Raw genomic sequence first — 21,597 nt, 5'->3', positions numbered from 1 at the left:
TTGTCAAAGTCCACGCGTTTAGTATCCCGACGATACCGTCGGCTTCTGCACGCCCTTCATCGCGGCCAGCACCTCATTGGCACGCTGCATCAGCATGCCGAGATCCGAAGCGATCGCGATGTAGTCGTAGCCGGCTTCGAGCCAGGTCCTGGCCAGTGCCGGGGTGGGCATCAACGTGCCGACCGGAATACCGACCGCGCGTGCGCGACGAACAGCGTCATGCATCAGTTTCTTCACCTCTTCGCTCTGGACGTTGCCGATGCTGCCCACCGCCGCCGACAGGTCGCCCGGGCCGATGAACAGTGCGTCGACGCCCGGCACCGCCGCGATCGCTTCGAGGCGGTCAATCGCTTCCGGCGTCTCCAACTGCACGATGCAGGTCGTGATGTCGTTGGCGACCTTGCTGTAGTCCGTCCACGTGCCGTATCGACTGGCGCGGTGCATCGCCGCGAAACCGCGATGACCCAGCGGCGGGTACTTGGCGGACGCAACCAGACGCTCGGCTTCTTCGACGGTCTGCACATACGGAAACATGATCGTGCGCGCGCCGAGATCGAGCGCGCGCTTGACCGCCGCCAGATCGTCGTTGCGCGCAACCCGCACGATCGGGTGCGCGGGCGAACCGTCGACCGCCTGCAGCATCTGCCAGACGTCGCCCATTTCGATCGGGCTGTGCTCCATGTCGATCAACACCCAGTCGAAACCCGCGTGGCCGAGCGCCTCGGCGGTACTCGGCGCGCCCGCCATCGCCCAGGTCCCGAGACAGAGGGACTTTTGCGCGAGCTCGCGCTTGAAGCTGACGGGTCGATCCTGTTGGGTATTCATCTCTTCTCTGCTCCGTTTCAGTCACTGGTTCAGCACGGTCGGGCCACCGCCACTGCTCATTGCGGAAGCCCAGCTTTACTTCATGAGTCCACGTGGCGCGTTCAGAATCGCGTGATCAGGCCGAGCCCTGCCGTGATCTGGTTGCGGCCCGACGAAGGCGACGAGTTGAAGCCGTCGCCGATCGATGGGGTCGCGTCGACGATCGTCTTGCCGTCAGTCGACAGCGTCTGGCCACCGGCCCTTTGCCATGCTTCGAGGAAATAGATGCCGGTCCGTTTGGAGAGCGCGTAATACTGCGACAGCGTGACCTGGTTGTACTGAGCGCCATCGCTGATGCCGTTCGCGCTCGACGTTCGCGTGTAGCTATAGCCCGCGGCGACGAAGAATGCCGGCGTCACCGTGTAGTGAACGACACCGCCAAACGTGTTCCAGACCGCCTTCGAATTGAACAGCGACGCTGTCCCCGCGATGTATTGAACGTTCGTGTAGTTCAACGCAATGCCGAGCCGGTCGGTGAATTCGTAGCCGCCCACCACCGCAAGCCGCTGCTGCGCCGCGGCCGTCTGATATCCGCCCGTGACGGAAGAAACACCCTGCTGCGAACTGCCGACAATCGCGGTAGACGACGCGCTCCAGGTCCCGCCATCGGGATTGCCGTTGTTGAAGCGTTCGAAGCCCACCGCGATGCCGGCAGCGCCGGCCTTGTAGCGCGCCGCGACGCTCCAGCTCGAACCGGTGTGCAGACTGCCCGCAACGCCGCCGAACGCATAGCCGCCGCCGAGTACGAAACCGCGATACTCCGGCGACTGGTAGACGACCGCATCGTTGGTCTTGTAGTCGGTATCGAAGTTATCGAGGTCGCCCGGGTGAGCGCCGGCAAAGCCCGTCAGCCAGTTGGTCGGGCTGTACGGCGTCAGAAGGGAACTGTACGACGTCAACTGACGGCCGGCGGTGGCCGTACCGAAGCGATCGTTCGCGAGCCCGACGTACGCCCATTGACCGAACATCGCGCCCGAGAACTGGGCCGCGCCGTTGTCCGAATTGAAGCGGGAATTCAGGCTGAAGATCGCCTTCGTTCCATCGCCAAGATCTTCCTTGCCTTCGAGCCGGAACTGGCTTCCGGTCCAGACGCCTGGCTGCGCCTGCAGCGCGCTGTGTCCAGCAGCACGCGAACCGAGCGACGTCTCGTTGTTAGTCCAGAAAAGTCCGTTGTCGACGATGCCCGACAGCGTGACGCTGCTTTGCGCCATCGCGTGCGTCGACAGCAACGCGGCCGGCAGAACGGCAAAACAGAGAACCTGACTCCTTACCTTGATTCGGGTGTGAAGATCCATGAAATTATTGTCCTTTATTTAGTTATGCAAACATCCAACCTAGATTCAAGCCGCCTTCCCCAACGCGCCAACAGCGGCCGCCTCTTCCCGAACGCGTTCGCGCAGTTCGGCCAGATCCCGCACCACGCCGATCCCGGGGGCATGACCCAGATCCGCGTAACCCTGGGTCAGCGTGCCGAGCGGACCGTGCAGGAGCGTGCGCAGCGGATTCGGATTCGCATCGATTTCGAGCATGCCGCCTGCACCCGTCGCCGCCAGCAGATGCGCGGAAGCAAGCAGCCCGATGCCGCCGCCAAGGTAGTGCGGGCAATAGGTCAGCCCGGCCGCCTGGACCGCGCGAATCACTTTCAGGCAGCCGGAAATGCCGCCCCACTTGGCCGCGTCCGGCTGGATGACGGTCAGTGCGCGCGAACCGATCGCGGCATTGAACGCGTCGTCGCCGGTGAGGTTTTCGCCGCCTGCGAGCGGGATCGGGCAGTCTGCCGCGAGCGCCTGCCATTCGCCCAACGGACGATCGCAGCGCAAAGGCTCTTCGAGCCAGTCCAGATCGAAGGCCGCCAGCCGCGGCGCGATCTCGAGCGCCTGCGCGAACGTCCACGCCTGGTTGGCGTCGGCCATCAGCCGGCGCGTGGGGCCAATGATTTCGCGCAGCATGTTCAGGCTGCTCACGTCTTGCTCGACGCCGAACCCGACCTTCAGCTTGAACGCTTCGTACCCCTCATCGAGTTTTTCCTCGACGAGCTGTTCGGAGCCGACCGGATTCAGACCGCTCGCGTACACCGCAATCCTGTCGGTGTCGCCACCAAGCAGCTTCCACAGCGGAAGCCCCGCCCGGCGAGCGAACAGATCCCACAGCGCGAGGTCCAGTCCGGCGATCGCCTGCGCGAACGGACCCGGTTCGCCACACTGCAGCGCGAGCACCGCCGTGCGTTCGGTCAGATCGCGGAACACGTGAGCGGGGTCCGCCACGCGGAGGCCGGCGAGCATCGGCGCAAAGACCGTGGAGACGAGCGCCGCGCGGTGCTCGGCACCGCACTCCGGGAAGTTCGACCAGACCTCGCCCCATCCGGTGCAGCCGTCCGAATCGGTGATCGAAACGAGCACGGCGGGTCGTTCGCGCATGACGCCAAACGATGTCTGCACGGGCGTCGCGATCGGACAGCGAAGCACGTGAACGTCGACGCGCTCCAGCGTGGCCGGCCCGCCTTGCGGCCCGCCATTTTCAGTTTCCAGCATCGAGGTCGACGGCATAGTGATAAAGTATGGTTTACCGAACTTTAAGACATTATGGCGTGCGACTGCGCCTCCCGCAGCCCGGGGTTTACGCGCATCTGGCCGGCGAAAGGCGGAAGCTCGGGGCGCAGCGGCGGCCGGATGCGACAATGCACGGGCCACCGCTCGCGCTATAGTTCAGAACCCAAAATACCAGGCACCGTAATGTCACGCGCTTCGTCGAGCCTCGTTCCGCTGTACCTGCAGATTGCCGACTCGCTTCGCGACCGGATTGCCCGCGGCGTGTGGCGACAGGGCGAGATCATCCCGACGCTCGAACAGATTGCCGACGAATTCGGCGTCGCCAGGGTCACGGCCCGGCAGGCCGTGCAGTTGTTGATGAGCGAGGGTGCGCTCGCGCCTCAGCGCGGCAGGGGCACGTTCGTGTCGGCGACGGCGCCCACGCTGAAGCCGGTGCAGGTGGTCAGCACGCTCACGGCACTGGTCGAGATGTACCGCGCGACAACCCAGCAGCTGCGCACGATCGAGGAGAACCGCAGACGGCCGCCGATCGCTCCCGCGGATGGCGGGCTGGCCGAACACTACGTGCACATGAAACGGGTGCACGCGTCGGACGGGCTCCCTTACTGCGTCATTTCGCTGTACCTCGAAGAGCAGATCTTTTCGATGGCGCCGGACCGGTTTCGCGAAGAGCTCGTGATCCCGACGCTCGTGGAGCTTGCACCGGCTTCGATCGCCAAGGCCAAGCAGACGTTGACCATTGGCAGCGCCGACGCCGAAACGGCCCGCCTCCTGCGGATTCCGGCGGACTCGCCCGTCGCCCGGGTACAGCGCGTGTTCAGTAATTCGGACAACGTTGTAATTTACTACGCGGACGTGATCTATCGAGGCGATGCGGTCAAGGTGGAGATGGATCTCGGGAGTCTGCCTGTCAGGCGCTAGTGATTGACAGGGCCTGGCGTCCCGAGCTCATTCGCCTGACGGCGTGGAAGCTTCAACCGCGGGCCACCGCAGTAACCACAACGAGCGCCGAGAAAATCAGCGCCGGCGCGAGATGCTGGAACGGCTCCCGATTTCTTAGCAACGTGAAGAGCGCGCCGGTCATGATCGCACCGGCCAGCGTCAGGCCAAAGACTCGGGTATGTTGTCCAGCAAGAAGCGCCGCACTGAGCAACTCGAGTGCGCCACAGAGCAACTGAAACCACGCCGGATAACCCCACCGTGCGAAGTCGCGCTTCACCGCGCTGGGTCTCGCGAGATTGATCACTCCAGCAACCGCGAACAGAACCGCTACGACCGTCGCGAGGATCGAGTCGAAAGATGCCGTGATGAGTGCCATCGTCATGCTCCGTTGCGTTGCTGAAAGTCCTTCTGTTCAGAGAGATCCGCAATCAGGCCGGGGCCTTGGGGTTGCCACGCAAGAACCTGCCGTGCGCGCTGGCCGCTAACCATCTGGTCGAGCGCTAGTGCGTCGGCGAACGGCCCAAGCGATTGGCGAGCGTCATCGAACGGCCAGAATTCGACGCGGTCGGCGTCGACCGACGCCCGGATCGCTTCGCCCATCTCAGCAACCGCAACGGCCTCTTCCGCGACCACATTGAAGATCTGTCCGGCGACCCGATCGTCCCCGCTTGCCAGCCGCTCCACCACACTCAGATACGCCGCGGCAAGGTCATCGACGTGCACGGCGGGCCAGTGATTGCAACCATCGCCGACCATTCTCACGCTGCCGGTCTGACGGACCATGCCGGCAAGCATGCCAAAGACGCCGCCGCCGTGGCCGTGCACCATCGCCGGTCTGAGAATGGCCGCGGCAATCGAGCGACGCGCCGCCAGCGCCTGCACGCGTTGCTCCACCGCGGGCCGCCAGGCGACGAGCGGAGTCGGGTTGAGCGCCGATGCTTCAGTCACGGGCTTGCCCTCCGTACTGCCGTAGACCCATGTGCCCGACGTATAGACGAACGCCGCGCCCGGACGCAGATGCGCAAGCATCGCTTCGACCGCAGCCTCGTCAGCAGCCGCGGCGGAAGCATCGTTGGTCGACGCCATGTGCACTACGCCATCGGCGGCGCCGGCTGTCGCAGCAAAAGACTGCGGCTCACGCAAATCGCCGCCGTGCAGTTTCACGCCGAGACGTGCCAGCGCGCTCGCGCCCGCCGACCTGTCGTCGCGCACCAGCGCCGTCACCCGATGGCCGAGACTGATTGCCTTGCGCGCGACCGCTTGCCCGATGTAGCCCGTGCCGCCGGTAATGAACAGTTCCATTGTGTTGTCCTCGATGAGTGCCTGCGAAGCTCGCAGGTCTTTCACACGAGACTCATCAGTCTCGTTTCGGCCAATGTAAACGAGACCGATCAGTCTTGTCAACCGGCCGACGATCTGCTATTTATCGGGCATGAACACGTCCGCTCTCCCCGACCTGAGCCCGCTGCAACGCCGCAAGCGGTCCGCCATCCTCGACGGTGCAAGAACCGTTTTTTTAAGCCAGGGTTTCGGCCTGGCCACGATGGACGACGTCGCCACGGCCGCTGGCGTCGGCAAACAGACGGTCTACCGCCACTTCAAATCGAAGGAGGCACTCTTCGTGGGTCTGGTGAGTTCGATGTGCGCTGAGGTGGGTGGAATTCTTGCCGGCGCTCAGAGCGAGCAGTCCGATGGCGCACCCGAAGTCGCGTTGCGCGAATTGGGATGGGCGATGGCGCGAATTCTTATCGAGCAGGACTATCTGCGGCTTTACCGGGCCATCGTGGCCGAGGCCGAGCGTCTTCCGGAACTCGGCCGGGTGTTTTACGAAAACGGTGCGAAGGTTGTGCGTGCATTCGCCGCAAGCATTCTGCGAAAGCGGTTTGACGAATCGACCGCTGCATTGCGGGCAGCGACATTCGTGCAGTTGGTGTTAGGCGACGCGTATCTGGAACTGTCGGTTGGCTACACGGTGCCGAATGTCGAAGCGCGCTTTGCGCTACAGATCGACGAGGCGGTGGCGGCTGCACTCCGCGCAGAAGCACCGCCCCCAACTCTCCCTGGCAATCAATAGTCGTACACATGCTCAACCGTTAGCCGCATCGCCGACGCCTGAGCAAGAAATCCCGACAGGCTGCCAACGGGCATCAACAACGCGACGCGCCGTGTTTCCGCGGGCAGCGTGAGCGGCTGCTCGAACAGCACGCGTCCGGCGCCGGGCGGCAGCTTCGTATTGTCAGGAGCCCATACCGTCACGAGAATCGGCGCCGTGGCGCCATTGCCCGCGATGTCATCGATCGTCACGCCCTGCTGCGCCAGCGCCGTAGCCGCAATGCGGAAATCGAAGTACCGCGGCAGCGACAGCAGCGCGCGTCCGTCCGGCAGGCGCCGCAGCACACTGACCCGCACAGGTGGCGTCCAGCCATCGGGCAGGCGATCGACGATGACATCGGTGGTCATCAGTGCCGGCGTGTAGGCCGCGCGTGTCGCTTTTTCGATCAGCTTCCCGTACACCGCCTTGATCGCGTATTCCGTCGTCAGCGCATAGCGGCGCTCCCATTTGCGCACGATGCCGGGTCCCCAAAACGGCACGTCGGTCCACAAATGCTTGAGCCGCGACCAGAAATCGAACAGGTACCACGGTTCCTGCCGGATGAAATCCACATAGTCCTGCGCGGCCTGCGCGCCGTAACGGTCCTCGTCGGTCAACCGGCCGCCGTCCAGCAGCCAGCTTGCGCGTCCGACCGTGTTTTCATACACGGCCCGCAACGCGTATTCGACTGTCGTGCTGGTCGAGATCACAAGGATCATGACGTGATATCCCGGGTTCAGCGGATAGTGATCGTGGATCTGCTCTGCGGTCACCGCGCGATAGCTGGACCACAACTGACCCGTCTGCTCGACGAACGGAAACGCGTGCGCCGGCGCGTGCTGGACGATGCGCGCATATTCCGCCGGACTATGGACCAGATACCACTCCGGGAAGGTGAGCAAGGTCTGCTCGGCGCCTCGCCGTGCGTCAGCAGGGATGGCGCTTCCGGAGTCCGCCGCGCCGGCGCAGGCGCACGAAATTGCTAGTGCTGCCGAAATGAGCGTCGCGACCACGCTTGCCAGAGCGCGCCTCATGCGGGTGCTCCGTCGCGCACGAACGCGAGCAGCAGGTTGTCGGACGGATCGCCTTCCTGTGCGAGCCGAACGCCGGTATGCCGGAAGCCCGCTGCTTCGATTCTGGCGATCCAGTCATCGATGCTCGCGAAATGGCGAAGCTCCTTCTGGTTGGTCTGCCACGATTCGCCGAGCCCCGCGTTAAATACCGTATGCGCGAGGGACACGAACGTATCCATCGCAGGCGTCGTCACATCGTGATCGCGCACGACGAAATATCCGCCTGGCCGCGTGATCCGCGCGATCGACTCCAGAAACGGTGCGAGCCGCGCCGGCGCCATGTGATGCAGCCCGACGAAGCAGCTGACCAGATCGGCGCTATTCGCCGGCAGCGCGATGGGTGCATAGTCATTGAGCGGAACGAAATCGGCGACCCGCCCTAACTGTCCGCGTTCGACGATATCGACCGGACTCATGCCGGGCGGCACGTCGTGCACCAGCGTCACATTGCCGGTGAGACGCAGAGACTTCTTCATTGCCCGCACGTAGCGACCGGTCGTGCCGATCTCGACATAGTCCCGCAGCGCCCGATCGCCGATCAGCACGGCCGCCTGTCTGCCCATCTCGGCCTTCTGCGTGGCCAGCGAAGGCAGCGCATGCGTGACCATCGCAAGGGGCGGTGTGATCGATTTCAAACCCGCCTGGATGCCGCGGTAGATCGCCTCGTCGTTATCCGGGTGGCGGGCGGTCTCCGTGCCGATCAGCGTGTGCAAACGGTCCTCAGGCAACACGTGGAAAATGTTCTGCAGGAACGTGTAGAAGCGGTCGGCCTCGCGTTCGTCGCGGTAGACCGACGCGAAGAGCGATGCCGCGGGCGTGCCCGCGGCGCGCGCTGTGGCGCCATGCGCGATCGCCGACGCCGTTGCGGAAAGCGGCGCGTAGTAGCGATCCCATAGCGCGCCGCGCAGCCGGTAGCGCGGATCGAGTTCCGACTTGAGCGCGAACATCTCGCGGGCGCGCGGATACGCGCGATGAAACTGCTCGTCGGTGGCATGGAGCTGGTACGGCAGATAGTACGTACCGCCGGCGGCGAGCACCGCGTCGATCAGTTCGCGCGTCCACACGGCCACGCGCGCCTTCGCGCTCTCACGCGTGCGCTGCTTGTAGTAGAGAACGAACGCGAAGGTTTCGCCTCGTGCCCACGCCATGACCGTGTGGTTGTCCCCGAGCGCATGGCGCACCGAGATGTTGACGACGTTCACCCGATGCTTCGCGAGAATCTCGCACATGCTTTTCGCGAAGTCGCCAACCGCATCGGCCGGCACAAAATACTCCTGCAGCACATAGGTACGCCGCGAGCGACCGACCGGCTCCAGTTCCGCCACGTCGTAGCCGGCCTCGTAATTGCGCCAATGCACTTTTTTGCCGAGATGCAGCAGCGGATCGTAGAGGTACTCGCGACGGAACTTGCCGAGCGGCGTCTCCGTGATCGCCCACAGCAGATACCGGGCAATCCAGAAACCACGCGCGAGCGGCTGCAGACGCGGCGCAGTGGCCGGCGCGTCGGTCACCGTCCAGCTCACCGCGCGGCCGTGCGTGTAGTGCGGCGGGTAGAGATCGAAGTTATGGAACACGATGTCGTTGTGTCCTCGAACGTTCGCATCGAACCACGCCTTGTACTGGGTCGTATCCATTTTCCGGTCGCTGCGTTCGACCCGGGTGTTCTCGGTGAGATCGAGCTCCGCCTCGACGATCACGCCGATGCCGCCATACCCGCCGATCGCCGCATAAAAGAGCGGCATGTTGACCGTTCGCGATGCTTCGACCACTTCACCGCTTGCGAGCACGAGCGTGATCGCACGGACCGAGAGCACAACGGGACCCAGTCCCATGTAGCGCCCGTGCGCATTCACCGACAGCGCGCCGCCGACCGTGAAGTTCGCGTACGTCTGCATGATCTTCACCGCGAAGCCGTGCGGATCGATGAAACGCTGGATATCGCACCAGCGGATGCCCGCCTGCACGCGGATCACGCCGGCCAGCGGATCGAAGCGCAGCACACGGTTCATCCGGCGCATGTCCAGATGCAGCGTGCCTGGGCTGGCCGTGTGGCCGCCCATGCTGAAATGGCCGCCACCCACCGATACCGGCAGGTCCGTATGCGCGAACACATTCACCACGTCCTGGATCGACTCCGGCGTGACGATGGAAAAGACGGGGATCGCGTTGAGCTGGGTGACGTCGTTGACGGTCTGCATGACGTGGCTCACTTTGCGATATCGACTTGCAGATAATCCGCGCGGCTCGCGGGATCGGCGCCGAAACGGTTCGGATGATCGGCACCGCGTCTGAGCAACTGGATCAGGATCCACAGCGGACCGAGTACGGGCACCAGCACGGCGATCAGCGCACGGCCCGAGCGGCCGACGTCATGCAGCCGCTGCGCGGCAAGCGCGAACGCCGCCCAGATGAACAGCAACGCGAAAACCCCTGAGCCCACCGAGCCAAACCAGGCCGAGGTCAGGCCGCCAAATGCAGCGCACGCCAGCGCGGCGATGACCAGACGCGTCAGCCAAACGCTGCGGGTAATACGGCCATGCGGGAGGAAAAAGGTTGCGAGCACAGAGACAGGAGGCATAGTGATATCTGCTTTAGTCGTGGGTTGCCGGGAAAAACTGGCGGAGAGTGTGCCGCTACTGCAGATACCTTGAAACGCCCTTTCAAACGCGGCCCATATTGTGAGTCGAAGAGTATCACTGCGTGATACGTGCAGCGCGCGCCGCTCAATTGCGCAACTCCCGCGCAATGAAATCGACGAACGCCCGAATGCGGTTCGACATCTGATGTCGCGCTGAATACACCGCAAAGATATCGGCATTCGGTGTTTCGTAACCCGGCAGCACGACGACCAGCGAGCCATCGGCCAGATACTGCTTGATGTCCCACTCGGCCCGCATCAGGATGCCGTGACCTTCAAGCGCCCACTTGACCGCGATCTCGCCATCGTTCGTCGTCAGCGTCCCATTGATCCGCACGGTCTCCGTCTTGCGCGATGCACCCCTGCCCGAAGTCATCCGCCACACGCCGTACGCTTCGTCGCCTTGCCGTATGCCGATGCAGTTATGTCGCGTCAGATCGTGCGCGGTGATCGGCATGCCTCGCGATGCGATATACGAAGGCGCGGCACAGAGCAGCCGCCGGTTGCTCGCGAGACGACGCGCGACCACCCGCGTATCCGGCGGCTCGCCGAACCGGATGCAGACGTCGAAAGCGTCGTCGGTCAGCGGCGGCGGATTGACCGACAGCTGAAGCTGCACGGACACCTGCGGATAGGCCAAAACAAAACGCGAAATGGCGGGCGCGACGTGACTGCGCCCGAAGCCAAGCGTCGCATTGACCCGCAGCCGTCCTTTTGGATTTTTCTTTGCGGTTCCAAGCAGTTCGGCCAGTTCGTCGATCTCGTCGAGAATCCGGCGCGCATGTTCCAGATAGAGCTCGCCTTCCGGCGTGAGCGTCATGCGGCGCGTCGTGCGCGTGATCAACGCAATGCTCGCGCGACTTTCCATCTGCGTCAGGCGCTTGCTCACCGCGGCGGGCGTCAGACCCAGCTCCCGCGCGGCCGCGCTCAAACTGCCGGACGCGGCAAGCGTCGAGAAAAAGCTTAGATCCGAAGGCTGGACGATCTCGTGCACCGCTTTCACCTGTGAATTCAGGTTAAAGATGCCTTGATTTTAGCACCGGTTTTTATGTCTTCAGATGGGTAAAGTTCATCACACTCACTACACGGAAGGACGGAGACATGAAGACCTATCGCATCGCGACCATCCCTGGCGACGGCATCGGCAAGGAGGTCGTGCCGGCTGGCGTGCAGATTCTCGAAGCACTCGCAAAAACCACGAAGTCGTTCGCATTCGAATTCGAGAACTTCGACTGGGGTGGCGACTACTATCGCGAGCACGGCGTCATGATGCCGGCCGATGGTCTGGACGCCATCCGCAACAAGGATGCGATCCTGTTCGGCTCGGCAGGCGACCCCGACATTCCCGATCACATCACGCTCTGGGGGCTGCGCCTCAAGATCTGCCAGAGTTTCGACCAGTACGCGAACGTCCGCCCGACCCGGATCCTGCCCGGGATCGATGGACCGCTGAAGCGCTGCAAGCCGGAAGACCTGAACTGGGTCATCGTCCGCGAGAACTCCGAAGGCGAATATTCCGGCGTGGGTGGCCGCGTGCACCAGGGCCATCCGATCGAAGCCGCCACCGACGTATCGATCCTCACTCGCGCCGGCGTCGAACGCATCATGCGTTTCGCGTTCCGTCTCGCGCAATCCCGGCCGCGCAAACTGCTGACCGTCATTACCAAGAGCAACGCGCAGCGTCACGCGATGGTCATGTGGGATCAGATCGCGCTGGAAGTCTCGAAGGAATTCCCGGACGTCACATGGGACAAGGAGCTGGTGGACGCATCGACCGCGCGCATGATCAATCGTCCCGCCACGCTCGACACGATCGTCGCCACCAATCTGCACGCCGACATCCTCAGTGACCTCGCCGCCGCCCTTGCCGGCAGCCTCGGTATCGCGCCGACCGGCAACATCGATCCGGAACACCGCTATCCGTCGATGTTCGAGCCCATCCACGGCTCCGCGTTCGACATCATGGGCAAGGGTCTCGCCAATCCGGTCGGCACCTTCTGGTCGGTCGTGATGCTGCTCGAGCACCTTGGCGAATTCAACGCCGCGCAACGCGTGATGCAGGCCGTCGAAGCCGTGACCGCGGACCGCTCGCTGCATACCGGCGACCTCGGCGGCACGGCCACGACCGCACAGGTGACGGCAGCCGCCTGCGCGTTCATCGAAAAAGCGGCGACGCCCGCAGCCAACGCCGCCTGAGCGTCCAGCGCGGCTCCATTCGCGCCTGATCCGCACGGCCCCGGCTTCCGGCGGCCGCGGCCTTGCTCGCGCCGCGCGCGCCTTCAGCACATTCAGCACAAGCGCCACATTCGATGGCCGCAGTGCGCGCCGCTCAACCTCCAAGGAGGAGACAATGCATTCCGATCTCGAAAGCCGGGTGTCCCGCAAGCTGATGCTGCGGATCATTCCGTTCGTCATGCTGCTGTATTTCGTGAGTTTTCTCGACCGCGTCAACGTGGGCTTCGCCGCGCTGTCGATGAACAAGGCCATCGGTCTTTCTCCGACGGCATTCGGTCTGGGCGGCGGACTGTTTTTTGTGGGCTACTTTCTGTTCGAGGTGCCGTCTAACCTTATCCTTCACAAGGTCGGCGCGCGCCGGTGGATAGCCCGCGTGATGGTGTCGTGGGGGATCGTATCGGCCGCTTCCGCGTTCGTCAGCGGTCCGAACAGTTTCTACGCGATGCGCTTTATCCTCGGAATCGCGGAAGCAGGCTTCTTCCCGGGCATCATCCTTTACCTCAGCCTATGGTTTCCGTCGCGTCAGCGCGCCGTAGCAGCCGCATGGTTCATGGCCGCCGCACCGATTTCAACAGCGATCGGCTCGCCGCTCTCCGGCGCGATTATGAAGCTTCATCCGGTCGCCGGACTGGCGAACTGGCAGATGCTCTACATCCTCGAGGCGGCGCCCGCGATCGTGCTCGGCTTTCTGGTGCTCAAGTACCTCACCGACACGCCCGCGAAAGCGCAATGGCTCGACCCGAAGGAGCGCGAATGGCTGATCGCAAAGATGAAGGTGGAAGCGAACGCCAAAGCGTCGCATGCCGGCCATACCGCGGGCGCGCTCAGCGCGCTGCGGGACCCTCGGGTCATCGCGCTCGCATTGATCTACTTCGGCACGTCGGCGGGGCTCTACACACTCGGCCTGTGGACACCGCTGATCATCCGGCAATACGGCTTCGGGTCGTTCGAGACCGGGCTGCTGGCCGGCATCCCCAGCGTGCTCGCCGTGATCGCGATGGTGCTGTGGGCACGACATTCGGATCGCGCGGAAGAACGCACATGGCACGTCGTCATCCCGTGTGTCGTCGCGTTTCTCGGCTTTGTCTTTGCCGGTAGCGCCGCGACCGCGTTGATGGTCATTCTCGCGCTGGTGATCGTCAACGTCGGCGTCAGCGCAGCCAAGGCACCGTTGTGGGCGATGCCCAGCCAGTTTCTGTCAGGCGCCGGCGCGGCCGCGGGAATCGCGATGATCAACTCGATCGGCAATCTGGGCGGCTTCGTCGGTCCGTTCGCGATCGGCTGGCTCAAGAACGCGACAGGCAGCTATTCGGCGGGGTTGTATGTGGTCGGTGCGACGCTGGCGATGTCCGCCATCCTCACACTGATGCTGAGCCGCCAATCGAAGCCGGCGCCGATCGCGGCCGGAGAGGGACAAGGACACTGAGCGTTCAGGCCTGGACGGCCGGAACGAGCCCATAGCTGGACATGACCGCCAGCAACTTCTGGCGGTCCGGCGGTCCACCAGCATTCACCACTGCCTGTACATCCAGAAAGTACTGCGCACCCACGTCTGGAGTCAGGACGACCAGCGCCTTGGCAGCAATTTGATGAGGGTTGCTGAACGAATGCACGGAACCCTTGGGGGTATGCATCCACTCGCCCGGCGCCAGGTCTCTCGCAACGCCATCGACGGAATAGCGGATGAGCCCCTCCAGCGCGTACACGCACTCCTCATTGTGGGTGTGACTATGCGGCGGCGGAACGTTCGCTCCTGGCGCGACCGTCAACTCGAAGACGCCCATGCCCTTCGTGGCGGATCCATCGATCAGATACCGGACTGTCACGCCGCCAATGGTGATTGGCGCGAGATTGCGTGCGTCTGTGGTCATCGCGAATACTCCGAACGTGAGTGTGAAACCGGCCGTTTGCGTTGTGATGCCGGCGGCGCTACACTGCGCGCGCGTTGAGGGAGCGGCAGGTAGCACGCTTCCCGCGGGGCATCTGTCAGGTGCCAGCTATTGACAACGAATCAGTCGGCAGGAGGAAGAAGCGACATGATCGCTCCATTTTCGGGCGGGTGCGCATGCGGAGCGATCCGCTATGTATGCTCCCACACGCCGGTTGCGACGCTAAACTGCCATTGCTTGGACTGCCAGCGCTCGAGCGGTGCTCCCTTCGCTTCCGGCTTCATCGTCCGGGTGTCGGACATGACGATCACCGGCACGCCGAAGGCGTACTCGGTTCGTGCGGGCAGCGGCAGGCTCGCGACTCGCAGCTTTTGTCCCGATTGCGGCTCCCCGCTGTTCACGTATGGCGAAGCGGCTCCAGAAGTCATGTCCGTTCGTTTCCCGACGCTGGACGATCCGTCGGCGTTTCAGCCGATGCTGGATATCTGGACATCCAGTGCACAGCCCTGGGTCTGCTTGAGTCAGGCCATTCCTCATTACCCTCAGTCGCCCTAGTTCGCGCTTCGCCGATCACGCGACGGTCCGTTGCGAAGGAAGTTATCCCGGCGCGTCCCCCGCATTCGCCGCCACCACTTCATCCGCGCACTGCAACAAGCCCTTGATCAGCCGCGCCCTCGGCGACGCGCGCTGCCACACCACGCCGAAGCGGCGCGGCTCCGTCGGAACCGGCAATGCAAGCCGTGCGATGGACAGCGCCGACGTCATCGGCGAAACGATATCCGGCACCAGCGACACGCCCAGCCCGCGATCGACCATCATCGCGATCGCCATCAGCGCATTCAGCTCGAAGAGTTCGCGCGGCACGATGCGAGCGGCGCGCAGATACTGGTCCGCCTGCTTGCCGCCGCCTAATGTGCGGTCGTAACGGATGAAGGGCTCGCGCCGCAACAGTTCGTGCGGATCCGCCGCGGCGAGACGCGCGGGAGCCAGCACGACGAGCGGCTCTTCGCGCAGCAGATGCCAATCGTATGCCTTCGGCAACGCGAACGGAGGATGCAGGCAGATGGCCGCATCGAGATCGCCGCGCTGCAGCGTGTCGTATAGCTCCAGCGAAGTGCCCGCGCGAATCAGCAGCTTGGCGCGCGGAAAGGCTCTTGAAAAGTTCGCGAGCACATCCGGCAACAGGCTTAGCAGCGCAGTCGTGATCGTGCCGATGCGCAATTCCCCTGCCGCTTCGCCTTCCAGCGCATGCGCTTTCAGTTCCGCGAACTCCGCGACGAGACCCCGCGCCCGCTCGATCACGCGATGCCCCGCTTCGGTCGGCGTTACGGTGCGGCCGGACCGCACGAACAGCGCGACGCCCAGTTCGCGCTCGAGTGCCGACACCTGCTGCGCGATTGCGGCAGGCGTGACCCCCACGCGGCGCGCCGCCTCCGCCATCGATCCGGTATCGACGACGAGCAGCAGGTTGGCAAGAAAGGCAGTCTCCATCGTATGGATTTGCTTTCGTTTGAAGATAGACGTGGATAGTTTATCTAAAACATCCGAGTCCGTAGACTGATCGGCAGATCAAGAATGGATGGAGACGCATGAGAAGCAAGCTCTTCGTGCCGGCATCGCGCCCGGAACTCTTTGCCAAGGCGCTCGCAAGCGCCGCCGACGCCCTCTCGTTCGACCTGGAAGACGCCGTCGCGCCCGAGCGCAAGCCGCAGGCGCGCGCCGATCTGCGCGCGCTGCTCAGCACAGACAGCACGCTAGCTAGCGACAAGACGCTGATCGTGCGGGTGAACGCGTTGTCCACGCCGCATTTCGCGGCCGATATCGAGGCCGTCGCGCGTAACGGCGTGTCGCTCGTCAATCTGCCGAAGCCCGAGCATCCCGACGACGTCCGAGCCGCCGCAAACGCGCTCGAAGCCGCCGAACGTGCGAACGGCGTCACTGCGCCGATCGGGCTGTTGCTCAACGTCGAATCGCCGCGCGCGCTGCGCAGCGCGGCGGACCTCGCGCTCGCGCATCCACGGGTTGCGGGTTTGCAGCTGGGCCTCGGCGATCTGTTCGAGCCGCTCGGCATCGCACGCCGCGAGACGGCAGCGATTCAGCAGGCGATGTTCGCGCTGCGCATCGCGGCGGGCGAAGCAGGCATATTCGCTTACGACACCGCGTTTGCCGACATCAAGGATGCCGAAGGTTTTCGAGCGGAAGCACAGATGGCGCGCGCGTTCGGCTTCATGGGCAAGAGCTGCATTCACCCGAGCCAGATCGCGATCGCCAATGACGTGTTCCGTCCTTCCGATGCGGACATCGAACACGCGGTGCGTGTCGTGGAAGCCGCGCGTGCCGCGGACCGGCAAGGCATCGGTGCGTATGTTGTCGACGGAAAAATGATCGATGCGCCGTTCGTCGGCCGCGCGCGCATGCTCGTGCTGGACGCGGCGCGCCTTGGCCTGCTCTCGGAAGCGCAGCGCGCATCCGCCGGAATCTGAAGAAGGAGAACACGGATGAACCAGAACGTTGGACGCGGCGGACCGCTTTCCGGCGTGCGCGTGCTCGATCTGAGCGCGTATATCGCGGGGCCCTATGGCTGCACGCTGCTTGCGGATCAAGGTGCCGAAGTCATCAAGATCGAGCCGCCCACCGGCGACAACCTGCGCAAGTATCCGTCGACGCTCGAAGCGGAAAGCCGCGCGTTTCTCGGCGTGAATCGCGGCAAGCGCGGGCTCGTGCTCGACCTGAAGCAGCCTGAAGCGCTCGACGTGCTGATGTCGCTCGTGAAAGAAGCGGACGTGCTCGTGCACAACTTTCGTCCGAGCGTGCCGGCGCGGCTCGGCATCGCGTATGAGCAGCTGCGCGCAATCAATCCGCGTTTGATCTACTGCGCGGTGACGGGTTACGGCGAAACGGGGCCGAACAAGGACAAGGCCGGCTACGACCAGGTGCTGCAGACCATGACCGGCATGTGCACGCTGCAGGGGCCGCAGGAAGGCCCGCCGGAAGTGCTGTACGGCTCGGTCGTCGATTACTACGCGGCGGCGCTCGTCGCGTCGAGCGTGTCGTCGGCGCTGTTCGCGCGCGAAAGAAGCGGCGCAGGACAGTATGTGGGCGTGTCGCTGTTGCGCAGTGCGCTCACGATGCAGTCCGCGCGCATGATCTGGGCCGACAACGAGCCGAAAGACGTCGGCCGCGATATGCGCTCCGGCGGCATCACGGGCATTCATCCGACCCGCGACGGCTATCTCTATCTCTCCGCGAACACGCCGCATTTCTGGAAGTCGCTGTGCGAGCTCACGGGTCTCGACGCACTCGTGAACGACGAGCGCTACGACACCGTGAGAAAGCGCGCGCAGCACCGCGATGAAATCGTGCCGCAGCTGCATGCGGCGCTTGCTCAGCGTAGCGCGCTCGAATGGGAAGCGCGCTTCGGCGATGCGGTTCCCTGCGCCGCCGCGCGTAGTGTCGAAGACATGTTCGACGATAGCCAGGTGCTCGCGGAAGACATGGTCGCGCGCTTCGAGTATCCGGGTGTGGGCGCGTATCGCGGCTTCAAGCACCCGGTGCGCTTCGGCGCGACGCCTTTGCCCGAGCCGTTCGCCGCGCCGGCCTTCGGCGAGCATAGCGATGCATTGCTGCGCGAAGCCGGCCTGAACGACGCGCAGATCGAAGCGTTACGTGCGAAGCGCGCGGTGCTCTGAACCCGCGCGACAAGACAGGAAAAACGGAGACACATCGCGATGCAATGCGATTCCCACATTCATATCTATGACCGCGCGTTCCTGAAGCACGCGGACGCGCAAGGCTTCGTCGATCACGCCGACGTCGCCGCGTATCGCAAGGTGCAGGCGCGCATCGGCACGGAGCGCGTGGTGATCGTCACGCCGCGCATCTACGGCACCGACAACGCCGTCACCGTCGACGCGATCCGTCAGCTCGGTATCGACCGCGCGCGCGGCATCGCCGTACTCCATCCCGACGTCACGGATAGCACGCTCGCCGCGTTGCACAGCGGCGGCATTCGCGGCATCCGCTTCACGCTCTATACGGCAAAGAACGCCGCCGTCGGCTTCGAGATGGTCGAACCGCTCGCGCGGCGCGTCGCGGAACTCGGCTGGCACGTGCAGTTGCATTGGACCGCCGATCAGATCGTCGAGCATCGGGCGATGCTGCAACGCCTGCCGGCCACGATGGTGTTCGATCATCGCGCGCGTCTGCCGTTGACCGGCAACGTGCAACACGCGGCGTTCGACATCGTGCGCAATCTCGCGGATGCGGGCCGCGCGTGGATCAAGCTGTCCGGGCCGTATCTGGATTCGACCGTGGGACTCGAAGGTCGCTATGCGGACGTTGCACCGATGGCGCGCGCGTGGGTTCAGGCCGTACCCGAACGGCTCGTATGGGGCAGCGACTGGCCGCACACCACCGAGACGCACAAGCCCGATGACGCGTTCCTCTTCGACCTGCTCTCCGAATGGACCGCCGACGATGCGACACGCGAACGCATCCTCGTGACGAACCCCGCCGTACTGTACGGCTTCGCGATCTAAGAGAACAAAAAGAGCCTCAGGAGACACGACATGAAATCCACCGCCGCGCGTTCCCCCATGCAGAGGACGCGCTTCACCGAATCCACCATCCGGCTGTTCGAGCGCACGATTCCCGATCCGTTCGTGCTCGCGATCCTGATCACCGCGATCGTCGCTGTGCTGTCGCTGCTGTTTGCACCGCATGCGACGCTGCCGAACATGATCGCCGGCTGGTACAAAGGCTTCTTCGACATCCTGACGTTCGCGTTCCAGATCACGCTCGTGCTGGTCACCGGTCACGCGTTCGCGCACGCGCCGCCCGTGCAGCGCACCCTGAAGGCGCTGGTGTCGATCGCGCGCACGCCCTCGCAGGCGGCCGCGCTCACGTTCATGCTCGTCGCGCTGACGTCGTTCTTCAACTGGGGCATGGGGCTCGTCGTCGCCGCGCTGCTGGCCCGCGAAGTGGCCAAGCGCGTACGCGTCGATTTTGCGTGGATCGTCGCGGCCGGCTTCTCGGGATGGGTCGTCTGGGCAAGCGGTATTTCGAGTTCCATCGCGCTCGCGCAATCGACGCCCGGCAGTGCGATGAACGTGGTGCAGAAACTGACGGGCGTCGTGCTGCCCTTCGGCGACATCGTGTTCACGCGCTTCAATCTCGTCCCGACGATCGTGATGTTCGTCGCGATGCCCTTCGTGCTCGCGTGGCTCAAGCCGCGCGACGAAGACGCCGTCGTGCTCGACACCGCGAAGCATCCCGACGAACCACCGCGCAAAAGACCCGAAGGCAAGCTGAGCTTCGCGCGCCGCATCGAGTATTCGTGGATCGGCAGCGCGTTCATCGGTGTGGTCGGTATCGCGTTGATCGTGCTGGCGTATGCAGGCGGAAAGTCGCAGCACATCGCGTTTTCCGGCGTCAACGCGGTGATCTTCGTGATGTTCATCGCCGGCGTGATCCTGCACGGCTATCCGCTCGCGTATGCGGACGCCGTGAAGAACGCCGCGAAGCAGACCGGTTCGATGATGCTTCAGTATCCGCTCTACGGCGGCATCATGGGCATGATGGACGCGACCGGCCTGCCCGTCGTCATCTCCCACTTCTTCATCGCGATTTCGAATGCGCACACGCTGCCGTTCTGGAGCTACGTGTGCTCGCTGATCGTGACGTTCTTCATTCCAAGCGGCGGCGGCCACTGGGCCGTCCAGGGTCCGTTCGTCGTGCCTGCCGCGGTCGCGCTGCATGCGTCGGTGCCGGCAACCACGATGGCGGTTGCAATGGGCGAGCAGGTATCGAACATGATGCAGCCGTTCTGGGCCGCGCCGGTCGTCGCGATGGCGGGCGTGGGCGTGCAGCGCGTGCTCGGCTTCACCGTCGTCACCTTCGCGGTGGGCCTGGTCGTATACGGCGCAGCGCTGCTGATCTTCGTTTGACCGATGCCATGACACAAGGAAACAAAACGATGAAAGCGACGGTCCACGAGCCGCAAGGCAACATCGAAGGCCTGAAGGAACGCTGGTGGCGTGTGTTCGACGTGCGCATCGGCGCGCTGCCGTTGCCCGTCTATCTGCTGCTGATCGTCGTGCTCGCGTTGATGAGCGCGCACGGCAAGCTCAGCGCGGACTTGCCGACCGGCATCGCGCTCGTCGCGGTGGGCGGCTTCACCTGCGCGGAACTCGCGAAGCGTATTCCGTGGATCCGTCACGTCGGCGCGACGTCGATCTTCGCGGCGTTCATTCCGTCGATGCTGATCTACTACAAGCTGATGCCCGAGCCCGTCACGAAAGCGGTGACGACCTTCACGAAACAGTCGAATTTCCTCTACCTGTTCATCGCGGCGATCATCGTGGGCAGCGTGCTGAGCATGGACCGGCAGACGCTCGTGAAGGGCTTCGTGCGCATCTTCATTCCGGTGGCGAGCGGATCGATTGCGGCAGCGGTGGTCGGCACCGCGGTGGGGACGCTGCTGGGCCTCGACCTGAAGCACGCGCTCTTCATGGTCGTCGTGCCGATCATGGCGGGCGGCGTCGGCGAAGGCGCACTGCCGCTATCCGCAGGCTACGCGCAGATTCTCGGCGTCGAACAAGGACCGATTTTCGCGCAGGTGCTGTCCGCGGTGATGCTCGGCAATATCGCGGCGATCTGCTGCGCGGGCCTGCTCAGTTATCTCGGCACGCGCCGCCCGCGTCTCACCGGCAACGGCCGGCTGACCATCGCCGAAGGCGGGGACGAGGTCACCGGATCGGAACACGCATCGTTCGAGTTCGACGTGAACTCCGTCGCGGCCGCGGGCGCGACGGCCATTGCGCTCTATCTGGTGGGCATGTTGAGCCACCAGTATTTCGACTGGCCCGCGCCCGTCGTGATGCTCGTGCTGGTGGTCGCCGCGCAGTTCTTCCAGATCGTGTCGCCGCGCGTGCGCGGTGGCGCGCGCTTCATGTACGGCTTCTTTTCGACGGCGGTCACCTACCCGCTGATGTTCGCGATCAGCGTCGCGATGACGCCGTGGGGCGAGATCGTCGCGTCGTTTCATTGGGTCAACATCGTGACCGCGGTATCGACGGTGCTCACGCTGGTGGGAACAGGTTTCGTCGTCGCGCGCTGGACGGGCATGTATCCGGTCGAAGCCGCCATCGTCAACGCGACGCATAGCGGACTCGGCGGCACCGGCGACGTCGCGATCCTGACCGCCGCCAACCGCATGGAGCTGATGCCGTTCGCGCAGATCGCGACGCGCATCGGCGGCGCGATCACGGTGATGGCCGCGCTTGCGGTGTTCGCATGGCTGCGTTGAACGCGAGCT

At 64.1% G+C, this 21,597-nt stretch carries 21 protein-coding genes; 10 read left to right on the top strand and 11 right to left on the bottom strand.

Annotated elements, in window-relative coordinates:
* Nucleotides 1–18: 18 nt before the first annotated feature.
* The 3 genes from DVS29_RS10500 to DVS29_RS10490 all read right to left on the bottom strand — a co-directional run bounded on the left by DVS29_RS10500 (nucleotide 19) and on the right by DVS29_RS10490 (nucleotide 3,554).
* Entirely contained in the window at nucleotides 19–825 is an 807-nt protein-coding gene (locus DVS29_RS10500) for an HpcH/HpaI aldolase family protein (RefSeq protein WP_118180397.1), read from the bottom strand.
* A 101-nt stretch (nucleotides 826–926) separates the two neighbouring features.
* Nucleotides 927–2,141: a porin gene (locus DVS29_RS10495; RefSeq protein ID WP_205962434.1), complete on the bottom strand. Its 1,215-nt coding sequence runs from the start codon at nucleotides 2,139–2,141 to the stop codon at nucleotides 927–929.
* A gap of 63 nt (nucleotides 2,142–2,204) precedes the next feature.
* Entirely contained in the window at nucleotides 2,205–3,554 is a 1,350-nt protein-coding gene (locus DVS29_RS10490; protein WP_240655534.1) for a mandelate racemase/muconate lactonizing enzyme family protein, read from the bottom strand.
* Between the two features lie 42 nt (nucleotides 3,555–3,596).
* On the opposite strand from DVS29_RS10490, the gene DVS29_RS10485 reads away from it, so the two are divergent.
* Nucleotides 3,597–4,334 carry a GntR family transcriptional regulator gene (locus DVS29_RS10485; protein WP_118180395.1) on the top strand — a complete coding sequence of 246 codons (738 nt, stop codon included), beginning with the start codon at nucleotides 3,597–3,599 and terminating at the stop codon, nucleotides 4,332–4,334.
* A gap of 52 nt (nucleotides 4,335–4,386) precedes the next feature.
* On the opposite strand, the gene DVS29_RS10480 is transcribed toward DVS29_RS10485, so the two are convergent.
* Together DVS29_RS10480 and DVS29_RS10475 are read right to left on the bottom strand one after the other, a co-directional pair.
* Complete coding sequence (locus DVS29_RS10480) at nucleotides 4,387–4,731, bottom strand: DoxX family protein (RefSeq protein WP_118180572.1); 345 nt, start codon at nucleotides 4,729–4,731, stop codon at nucleotides 4,387–4,389.
* A 2-nt stretch (nucleotides 4,732–4,733) separates the two neighbouring features.
* On the bottom strand, nucleotides 4,734–5,657 hold the full coding sequence (locus DVS29_RS10475; RefSeq protein WP_118180394.1) for an NAD-dependent epimerase/dehydratase family protein: 924 nt from the start codon (nucleotides 5,655–5,657) through the stop codon (nucleotides 4,734–4,736).
* A gap of 130 nt (nucleotides 5,658–5,787) precedes the next feature.
* Here DVS29_RS10475 and DVS29_RS10470 point away from each other — a divergent pair, with 130 nt between their 5' ends.
* A complete protein-coding gene (locus tag DVS29_RS10470; RefSeq protein ID WP_118180393.1) occupies nucleotides 5,788–6,429 on the top strand; it encodes a TetR/AcrR family transcriptional regulator in 642 nt (213 codons plus the stop codon).
* Here DVS29_RS10470 and DVS29_RS10465 read toward each other — a convergent pair.
* The 4 genes from DVS29_RS10465 to DVS29_RS10450 form a co-directional block, all read right to left on the bottom strand.
* On the bottom strand, nucleotides 6,423–7,349 hold the full coding sequence (locus DVS29_RS10465; RefSeq protein WP_240655533.1) for a hypothetical protein: 927 nt from the start codon (nucleotides 7,347–7,349) through the stop codon (nucleotides 6,423–6,425). The genes DVS29_RS10470 and DVS29_RS10465 overlap by 7 nt on opposite strands.
* Nucleotides 7,350–7,477: 128 nt before the next feature.
* On the bottom strand, nucleotides 7,478–9,718 hold the full coding sequence (locus tag DVS29_RS10460; RefSeq protein ID WP_118180391.1) for an FAD-binding protein: 2,241 nt from the start codon (nucleotides 9,716–9,718) through the stop codon (nucleotides 7,478–7,480).
* An 8-nt stretch (nucleotides 9,719–9,726) separates the two neighbouring features.
* Nucleotides 9,727–10,083, bottom strand: coding sequence for a DUF805 domain-containing protein (locus DVS29_RS10455; RefSeq protein WP_240655532.1), 357 nt, complete (start codon nucleotides 10,081–10,083; stop codon nucleotides 9,727–9,729).
* 160 nt (nucleotides 10,084–10,243) lie between these two features.
* Complete coding sequence (locus tag DVS29_RS10450; RefSeq protein WP_118180571.1) at nucleotides 10,244–11,152, bottom strand: LysR substrate-binding domain-containing protein; 909 nt, start codon at nucleotides 11,150–11,152, stop codon at nucleotides 10,244–10,246.
* A gap of 107 nt (nucleotides 11,153–11,259) precedes the next feature.
* Between DVS29_RS10450 and DVS29_RS10445 the strand changes: the two genes are divergently transcribed.
* Together DVS29_RS10445 and DVS29_RS10440 are read left to right on the top strand one after the other, a co-directional pair.
* Complete coding sequence (locus DVS29_RS10445; RefSeq protein ID WP_118180389.1) at nucleotides 11,260–12,354, top strand: tartrate dehydrogenase; 1,095 nt, start codon at nucleotides 11,260–11,262, stop codon at nucleotides 12,352–12,354.
* Between the two features lie 154 nt (nucleotides 12,355–12,508).
* Nucleotides 12,509–13,819, top strand: coding sequence for an MFS transporter (locus tag DVS29_RS10440; RefSeq protein WP_118180388.1), 1,311 nt, complete (start codon nucleotides 12,509–12,511; stop codon nucleotides 13,817–13,819).
* 4 nt (nucleotides 13,820–13,823) lie between these two features.
* Here DVS29_RS10440 and DVS29_RS10435 read toward each other — a convergent pair whose 3' ends face one another.
* Complete coding sequence (locus DVS29_RS10435) at nucleotides 13,824–14,264, bottom strand: cupin domain-containing protein (protein WP_118180387.1); 441 nt, start codon at nucleotides 14,262–14,264, stop codon at nucleotides 13,824–13,826.
* Nucleotides 14,265–14,429: 165 nt separating this feature from the next.
* Here DVS29_RS10435 and DVS29_RS10430 point away from each other — a divergent pair, with 165 nt between their 5' ends.
* Nucleotides 14,430–14,837, top strand: coding sequence for a GFA family protein (locus DVS29_RS10430; protein ID WP_118180386.1), 408 nt, complete (start codon nucleotides 14,430–14,432; stop codon nucleotides 14,835–14,837).
* 42 nt (nucleotides 14,838–14,879) lie between these two features.
* Here DVS29_RS10430 and DVS29_RS10425 read toward each other — a convergent pair whose 3' ends face one another.
* Entirely contained in the window at nucleotides 14,880–15,773 is an 894-nt protein-coding gene (locus tag DVS29_RS10425) for a LysR family transcriptional regulator (protein WP_118180385.1), read from the bottom strand.
* Between the two features lie 98 nt (nucleotides 15,774–15,871).
* Between DVS29_RS10425 and DVS29_RS10420 the strand changes: the two genes are divergently transcribed.
* Genes DVS29_RS10420 through DVS29_RS10400 form a run of 5 tightly spaced genes read left to right on the top strand, consistent with a single transcriptional unit; the run spans nucleotide 15,872 to nucleotide 21,588 of the window.
* The gene (locus DVS29_RS10420) at nucleotides 15,872–16,765 is read left to right on the top strand and encodes an HpcH/HpaI aldolase/citrate lyase family protein (RefSeq protein ID WP_118180384.1); all 894 of its coding nucleotides are present in this window, start codon (nucleotides 15,872–15,874) and stop codon (nucleotides 16,763–16,765) included.
* Nucleotides 16,766–16,780: 15 nt separating this feature from the next.
* Nucleotides 16,781–17,971, top strand: coding sequence for a CaiB/BaiF CoA transferase family protein (locus DVS29_RS10415; protein WP_118180383.1), 1,191 nt, complete (start codon nucleotides 16,781–16,783; stop codon nucleotides 17,969–17,971).
* A gap of 39 nt (nucleotides 17,972–18,010) precedes the next feature.
* On the top strand, nucleotides 18,011–18,820 hold the full coding sequence (locus DVS29_RS10410) for an amidohydrolase family protein (RefSeq protein ID WP_118180382.1): 810 nt from the start codon (nucleotides 18,011–18,013) through the stop codon (nucleotides 18,818–18,820).
* A gap of 30 nt (nucleotides 18,821–18,850) precedes the next feature.
* Nucleotides 18,851–20,227, top strand: coding sequence for a short-chain fatty acid transporter (locus DVS29_RS10405; protein WP_118180381.1), 1,377 nt, complete (start codon nucleotides 18,851–18,853; stop codon nucleotides 20,225–20,227).
* A 29-nt stretch (nucleotides 20,228–20,256) separates the two neighbouring features.
* Nucleotides 20,257–21,588, top strand: coding sequence for a 2-hydroxycarboxylate transporter family protein (locus tag DVS29_RS10400; protein ID WP_164707889.1), 1,332 nt, complete (start codon nucleotides 20,257–20,259; stop codon nucleotides 21,586–21,588).
* The last annotated feature ends 9 nt before the right edge of the window (nucleotides 21,589–21,597 follow it).

Source organism: Paraburkholderia phosphatilytica (genome assembly GCF_003443895.1).
GTDB classification, from domain to species: Bacteria; Pseudomonadota; Gammaproteobacteria; order Burkholderiales; family Burkholderiaceae; genus Paraburkholderia; species Paraburkholderia phosphatilytica.
Note: the sequence above shows the minus strand (reverse complement) of the source record. Positions and strands in the feature narration are given on the sequence as shown.

What these genes read in the sequence shown, in the direction of transcription:
- DVS29_RS10430 (WP_118180386.1), top strand. Translation starts at nt 14,430, where the DNA reads ATGATCGCTCCATTTTCGGGCGGGTGCGCATGCGGAGCGATCCGCTAT.
- DVS29_RS10485 (WP_118180395.1), top strand. Translation starts at nt 3,597, where the DNA reads ATGTCACGCGCTTCGTCGAGCCTCGTTCCGCTGTACCTGCAGATTGCC.
- DVS29_RS10420 (WP_118180384.1), top strand. Translation starts at nt 15,872, where the DNA reads ATGAGAAGCAAGCTCTTCGTGCCGGCATCGCGCCCGGAACTCTTTGCC.
- DVS29_RS10440 (WP_118180388.1), top strand. Translation starts at nt 12,509, where the DNA reads ATGCATTCCGATCTCGAAAGCCGGGTGTCCCGCAAGCTGATGCTGCGG.
- DVS29_RS10410 (WP_118180382.1), top strand. Translation starts at nt 18,011, where the DNA reads ATGCAATGCGATTCCCACATTCATATCTATGACCGCGCGTTCCTGAAG.
- DVS29_RS10405 (WP_118180381.1), top strand. Translation starts at nt 18,851, where the DNA reads ATGAAATCCACCGCCGCGCGTTCCCCCATGCAGAGGACGCGCTTCACC.
- DVS29_RS10480 (WP_118180572.1), bottom strand. Translation starts at nt 4,731, where the DNA reads ATGGCACTCATCACGGCATCTTTCGACTCGATCCTCGCGACGGTCGTA.
- DVS29_RS10415 (WP_118180383.1), top strand. Translation starts at nt 16,781, where the DNA reads ATGAACCAGAACGTTGGACGCGGCGGACCGCTTTCCGGCGTGCGCGTG.
- DVS29_RS10460 (WP_118180391.1), bottom strand. Translation starts at nt 9,718, where the DNA reads ATGCAGACCGTCAACGACGTCACCCAGCTCAACGCGATCCCCGTCTTT.
- DVS29_RS10500 (WP_118180397.1), bottom strand. Translation starts at nt 825, where the DNA reads ATGAATACCCAACAGGATCGACCCGTCAGCTTCAAGCGCGAGCTCGCG.
- DVS29_RS10400 (WP_164707889.1), top strand. Translation starts at nt 20,257, where the DNA reads ATGAAAGCGACGGTCCACGAGCCGCAAGGCAACATCGAAGGCCTGAAG.
- DVS29_RS10470 (WP_118180393.1), top strand. Translation starts at nt 5,788, where the DNA reads ATGAACACGTCCGCTCTCCCCGACCTGAGCCCGCTGCAACGCCGCAAG.
- DVS29_RS10475 (WP_118180394.1), bottom strand. Translation starts at nt 5,657, where the DNA reads ATGGAACTGTTCATTACCGGCGGCACGGGCTACATCGGGCAAGCGGTC.
- DVS29_RS10445 (WP_118180389.1), top strand. Translation starts at nt 11,260, where the DNA reads ATGAAGACCTATCGCATCGCGACCATCCCTGGCGACGGCATCGGCAAG.
- DVS29_RS10425 (WP_118180385.1), bottom strand. Translation starts at nt 15,773, where the DNA reads ATGGAGACTGCCTTTCTTGCCAACCTGCTGCTCGTCGTCGATACCGGA.
- DVS29_RS10435 (WP_118180387.1), bottom strand. Translation starts at nt 14,264, where the DNA reads ATGACCACAGACGCACGCAATCTCGCGCCAATCACCATTGGCGGCGTG.